6 protein-coding genes are annotated in these 4,072 nt (G+C 66.5%); 1 reads left to right on the top strand and 5 read right to left on the bottom strand.

Going from position 1 to position 4,072, the window contains the following annotated elements:
- A partial coding sequence (locus tag WAW17_RS11360; protein WP_422333081.1) for a DUF1992 domain-containing protein occupies nucleotides 1-203 on the bottom strand: 203 nt, incomplete at its 3' end.
- Between the two features lie 177 nt (nucleotides 204-380).
- On the opposite strand from WAW17_RS11360, the gene WAW17_RS11355 reads away from it, so the two are divergent.
- Entirely contained in the window at nucleotides 381-833 is a 453-nt protein-coding gene (locus tag WAW17_RS11355; RefSeq protein ID WP_422333080.1) for an SRPBCC family protein, read from the top strand.
- 53 nt (nucleotides 834-886) lie between these two features.
- Here WAW17_RS11355 and pyrE read toward each other — a convergent pair whose 3' ends face one another.
- The 4 genes from pyrE to WAW17_RS11335 form a co-directional block, all read right to left on the bottom strand.
- Nucleotides 887-1,417 carry an orotate phosphoribosyltransferase gene (gene pyrE, locus WAW17_RS11350; RefSeq protein WP_422333079.1) on the bottom strand — a complete coding sequence of 177 codons (531 nt, stop codon included), beginning with the start codon at nucleotides 1,415-1,417 and terminating at the stop codon, nucleotides 887-889.
- 20 nt (nucleotides 1,418-1,437) lie between these two features.
- Entirely contained in the window at nucleotides 1,438-2,265 is an 828-nt protein-coding gene (locus WAW17_RS11345; protein ID WP_422333078.1) for an SDR family NAD(P)-dependent oxidoreductase, read from the bottom strand.
- 71 nt (nucleotides 2,266-2,336) lie between these two features.
- Nucleotides 2,337-2,993 carry a hypothetical protein gene (locus WAW17_RS11340; RefSeq protein ID WP_422333082.1) on the bottom strand — a complete coding sequence of 219 codons (657 nt, stop codon included), beginning with the start codon at nucleotides 2,991-2,993 and terminating at the stop codon, nucleotides 2,337-2,339.
- 98 nt (nucleotides 2,994-3,091) lie between these two features.
- Entirely contained in the window at nucleotides 3,092-3,964 is an 873-nt protein-coding gene (locus tag WAW17_RS11335) for a hypothetical protein (protein WP_422333077.1), read from the bottom strand.
- Nucleotides 3,965-4,072 lie beyond the last annotated feature (108 nt).

Raw genomic sequence — 4,072 nt, 5'->3', positions numbered from 1 at the left:
GTGGGTAACAGTGCGTCGGTGGGCAGATCCTCGCGCCGCAGATAATTCTTCACCCACCACAATTCGTCGTCGACATCGCCGGAGTGGGGAATCGGCTTGCCTGCGCCGGGAAGATTGTCGAAGTCGCCGCGCTCCTGCGCGAGCCGGATCTGCTTCTCGACCCAACTCTCGAAGTTCACTCCCAGCGGTTTGCGCTCGGTCATGAGGACATTCTGCCAAGACGCGGCGGACGCGACGCCCTACCGCATGATGCTGAACGTCACCGTGGGGTGGCAGCCGGACCCGGTCACGGATCATCACCGGATTCGCCTCTCTCGCCCCGCGCGCACGCCCCGACCATTACGTTGACGGTGAGGAAAGAACTTCCGCAGGAGAGACCGATGACCGACATCCATCACATCGTCGTCGCGGCTGCACCCGTCGAGGCGACATTCGACTACGTCGATGATTACCGCAACGTTCCCCACTGGCTCCACGGAATCACCCGGTTCGACCCGGCCGGGGATCAGGATCAGGGGCTCGGCGCCATCTACCACGCGGACATGCGGATCGGACCCAAAATTATCGGCTCGGTCGTGGAGATCACGGCGTGGGAGCGGAACCATCTGCTCGAACTGACGTCCATCGAAGGGTTCTCCACCCGTTCACGGTGGCAATTCGAGGCCCTGGGCGAGAACGAGACGAGGCTGACGATCGACTTCCGCTACACCGTGCCCGGAGGCATAGCCGGCAGAATCCTCGGCAAGATCATCGAACCCTTCGCGGAGCAGGCGGTCCACCACTCCGACACGGCCCTCTGCCGGCTGGTGGAGGAGAAGTCGCAACACTCCTGACGGGCCGCCCTGGCCCTGGCCGTCACCGCCGGCGACTCGGACTGACGACCCCGCTAGAGGCCCAGGTCGCCCAGACCCAGCAGGGACCGGTACTCGAGGCCCTCGGCGGCGATCACTTCGTCGGCTCCGGTGGCCCGGTCGACGACGGTGGCCACACCGACCACGATCGCGCCCGCATCCCGTAGGGCCTTCACCGCGGTGAGTGGCGAGTTGCCGGTGGTGGTGGTGTCCTCGACGACGAGCACGCGCTTGCCGACCACGTCGGGACCCTCGATCTGCCGCTGCATCCCGTGGGCCTTGGCTGCCTTGCGGACGACGAACGCGTCGATGGGCCGGCCCGGGGCGTGCATGACCGCCATCGCCACGGGATCGGCGCCCATCGTCAGTCCGCCGACCGCGTCGAACTCCCAGTCCGACACCAGCTCCCGCAGCAGTTTTCCGATCAGCGGGCCGGCCTCGTGGTGCAGCGTCGCGCGTCGCAGATCGACGTAGTAGTCGGCTTCCTTGCCGGAAGACAACGTCACCTGGCCGTGCACCACTGCCAGGTCACGCACCAGTGCGGCAAGTTTCTCGCGATCACTCATGCCCGAAACCCTACCCACCGCTACGTGCGGGCCCGCCCCCGGCCGAACACGTTGGTCAGCTTCCGGACCAGACCGCGGGGCACCAGGCGACCGACGGTGGTGAGCACCTTGTACTGCACGCCTGGGATGCTGATGACCTTGCCGCTTTCGAGGTCGGACAGCGATGTGGCCACCACCTGGTCGACGTTCAGCCACATCGGTTTCGGGATGGAGCCCATCTCGATGCCGGCACGCTGATGGAATTCCGTGCGGATGAATCCCGGGCACAGGGCCTGCACGCGCACGCCCGTGCCGGCCAGTCCACCCGACAACCCCTCGGAGAACGAGATCACGTACGCCTTGCTGGCGGAGTAGGTGGACCCCCGACCGGACAGCAGGCCTGCAACGCTCGCCACGTTGATGACGGTGCCGTTCGCCGCTGCGATCATCGACGGCAATACTGCGCGAGTGAACTGCATGACCGCGGTGACATTGACGTCCAGCTGCGCCTGCAACAGTTCGGGCGCGGCGGTCCAGAATTCGCCGGACGTGCCGAACCCGGCATTGTTGACGAGCACCTGGACGCCCTTTTCGAGCCGACGAATCACGTCGTCGCGCCCGGCTTCGGTCGCGAGGTCGGCCGTGTGAACCTCGGAATCGGTGTCGAAGGTCGCTTTGAGCTCGGCCGCGAGCTCACGCATCCGTGTCTCGTCGCGGGCCACCAGGACGAGGTCGTAGCCGAGGGAAGCGAACTTTCTGGCGAAACCCGCACCGAGACCCGAAGTCGGCCCGGTGACGAGAGCTACCGGCCGTCGGGGTGTGATCTCCGAGCCGGATGTGGGGTCGGCAGAGCTGGAAGGCATCGACATACCGGTGACGCTACAAGGCGCCGCGCGCCCATGCGCACTTCTGGCAGCAGGCAATGCCGACAACGGCGCCGCTATGCCCGGCGGGGCCTGCTGGGATCGTGCGGAGGACGGTCGAGTTCACGCGGTTCGGTGACCGGGGGCAGGACGTGCAGGATGCCCGACAAGCGTGCGACGGCTTCGATCGCCGAATCCCAATCGCGCCCGCTGCTACCGATGGGCAGTGAACCGAGGGTCCATTCACCTTCGCTCCACAGCATGTTCACGTGCGGTGGAACCGACTCGGTGAATGCGACCATGCGCTGATCGCACACCCTGCGGGCGATCTCGAGATCGGTGGCGAACACGACCCGCGGACCGATGGCGCCGAGCAGCTCGAGATCGGAATCCTTCGGCGGCGGCGTCGACTTGAGCCGGAGGTCGATGTCGACTCCCGAGCCCACCCGCCGACGCACCGCGACGATGGTGGCGGTCTCTTCGAGATCGAACAGAATGAAGGACTCGCCCCGGCGTTCGCCGCGCACCACGTCGACGGCACTCAGGTATTCCTGCTTGGCCATCGCGGCACGATGAAACTTTGACGGCAACCGCTCGTCGACCGCATCGTACGAATAGCCCTGGGCCTTGGCCCAGATCTGCCGCACCCGTCCGGACTGATCGCGCCGCGACCGATCGAAATAGAGCAGCGCGCACGCGCCAGCGAGTGCGATCAACGCCAGTACGAACCACATTCCCGTCATCGGTGATCAGCCTAGCGAGTCGGCGCCGTCCCCGGACGACGCGGTGCCCGACAGTCTGTCTCGGTTCGGTGAAGAAGTCCGATCACGGGTCAATTGCCGCCGAGGTCGGGTAGCTGGGTGCTGACGATCGTCTCCGCAGTCATCGTGCCGCCCTCGATTTTCGTTCCCTGCACCATGACGGTGGAGCCCGGTTTCAGGTCGGCGACGGTGGCGCCGTCCAGGGAGATCACGTTGGTCTGCGGCGTGGTTTCGACGATCAACCGAGACCCGCCGATCGCATCGAGAGTCAGGGTGGCACCGTCGTTGACAGTGATCGTCCCGAACGCTGCGCCCGCCTCGCCGATGAACTCACCGATTCCGCCGGGAAGCTGTCCGAACGGCGACTCGGCGGTGGCCGACGGTGCCGGGGTGGTGGTTCGGGGCGCCGTGGTAGCCGGCGGAAGTGACGTGGTGGGGCCCGCCGCCGTGGTGGTCGAGGAGTTTTTCGGCGTGGACGTGAAGAGCGCGTAGCCGAATGCGATGACCCCGACGAGCAGCAACCCCGCCACGGTCGCAGCGATCCAGGTGCCGATCTGCCGCGGCTTCTTCGCGTCCGGCTTCTCGTCGGCCGCCCCCTGAAGCGGGTACTGGGCATTCGGGTACTCGTTCGGGTACTGGGCGTTCGGGTACTGCTGTGTGTGCTGATACTGCTGCGCGTCGAATGTCGGATCGTAGGGCGGCAGGGCCTGGGTGGGATGCGGCTGATTCCCGCCGTAGGCCGCCGTGGGGTCGGATGTGTAGAACTGTTCCGTGCGCTGCTCGGCAGGGCCCAGGTGTTCCGTGCGCTGCTCGGCAGGGCCCACGTATTCCGTCGGCTGATCCTGCCGGGACCACTGTTCGGTTCGGTCGCCCTCGGGTGCCGATGATGCGGTGTCGTCGTACGCGCGTTCCTGCGGGGTGCGCGGGTCGTCGGGGTTCGTCATGGTCGGCCCCCTCCCTCGGTGTCGTGGCCCTCGATGTCCTGGCCGTCGGTGGCGTCGCCGTCGGTGGCGCGGCTGCAGGCAGCCCAGAATAACGGCGCAGTCTGAGAC

The sequence above is a fragment of the Rhodococcus sp. (in: high G+C Gram-positive bacteria) genome (genome assembly GCF_049286785.1).
Taxonomy (GTDB): domain Bacteria; phylum Actinomycetota; class Actinomycetes; order Mycobacteriales; family Mycobacteriaceae; genus Rhodococcus_F.
The sequence above is the reverse complement of the archived record's forward strand: the minus strand, read 5'-3'. Positions and strand labels throughout refer to the sequence as shown.

Bases quoted from the DNA above. Each gene is read 5' to 3' on its own strand.
- WAW17_RS11335 (WP_422333077.1), bottom strand. From the start codon at position 3,964: ATGACGAACCCCGACGACCCGCGCACCCCGCAGGAACGCGCGTACGAC.
- WAW17_RS11345 (WP_422333078.1), bottom strand. From the start codon at position 2,265: ATGTCGATGCCTTCCAGCTCTGCCGACCCCACATCCGGCTCGGAGATC.
- WAW17_RS11355 (WP_422333080.1), top strand. From the start codon at position 381: ATGACCGACATCCATCACATCGTCGTCGCGGCTGCACCCGTCGAGGCG.
- WAW17_RS11340 (WP_422333082.1), bottom strand. From the start codon at position 2,993: ATGTGGTTCGTACTGGCGTTGATCGCACTCGCTGGCGCGTGCGCGCTG.
- pyrE (WP_422333079.1), bottom strand. From the start codon at position 1,417: ATGAGTGATCGCGAGAAACTTGCCGCACTGGTGCGTGACCTGGCAGTG.